Annotated in this window: 1 protein-coding gene; it reads left to right on the top strand. The window is 64.3% G+C overall.

Translation table 11 applies throughout. The features are described from left to right. A partial coding sequence (locus tag IE258_RS40745) for a DUF475 domain-containing protein (protein ID WP_189750831.1) occupies nt 1-765 on the top strand: 765 nt, incomplete at both ends.

The raw sequence follows: 765 nt of genomic DNA, 5'->3' as shown, positions 1-765 counted from the left end.
CCGCCTTCGGCATCGTCGCGATCCTCTCGATCATGGAGATCTCGCTGTCCTTCGACAACGCGGTGGTCAACGCCGGGATCCTGAAGAAGATGAATGCCTTCTGGCAGAAGATCTTCCTCACCATCGGCATCCTCATCGCCGTGTTCGGCATGCGCCTGGTGTTCCCGGTCGTGATCGTCGCCGTCAGCGCGTCGCTCGGGCCGATCGAGGCCGTCGACCTCGCGCTCACCGACAAGGACCGCTATCAGGAGCTGGTGACGGACGCCCATCCGTCGATCGCCGCGTTCGGTGGCATGTTCCTCCTGATGATCTTCCTCGACTTCATCTTCGAGGACCGCGACATCAAGTGGCTGGCCTGGCTGGAGCGTCCGCTGGCCAAGCTCGGCAAGGTCGACATGCTGTCGGTCTGCATCGCCCTGATCGTGCTGCTGGTCTCCGCCATCACCTTCGGCGCCCACGCCCACCAGCACGGCGGCGCCCATGCCGACAAGGCGGAGACGGTCCTGCTGGCCGGTATCGCGGGACTGATCACCTACATGATCGTCGGCGGCCTCTCCGGCTACTTCGAGGACAAACTCGAAGAGGAGGAGGAGCGCGAGCACGAGGCCGAGGAAGAGGCCGCGCGCACGGGCAAGCCCAAGTCGGCCGTCAAGCTGGCCGGCAAGGCCGCGTTCTTCATGTTCCTCTACCTGGAGGTCCTGGACGCGTCGTTCTCCTTCGACGGCGTCATCGGCGCCTTCGCCATCACCAACGACATCGTCCTGA

The organism is Streptomyces tendae, assembly GCF_014650435.1.
GTDB lineage: Bacteria > Actinomycetota > Actinomycetes > Streptomycetales > Streptomycetaceae > Streptomyces > Streptomyces tendae.
The sequence above is the reverse complement of the archived record's forward strand: the minus strand, read 5'-3'. Positions and strand labels throughout refer to the sequence as shown.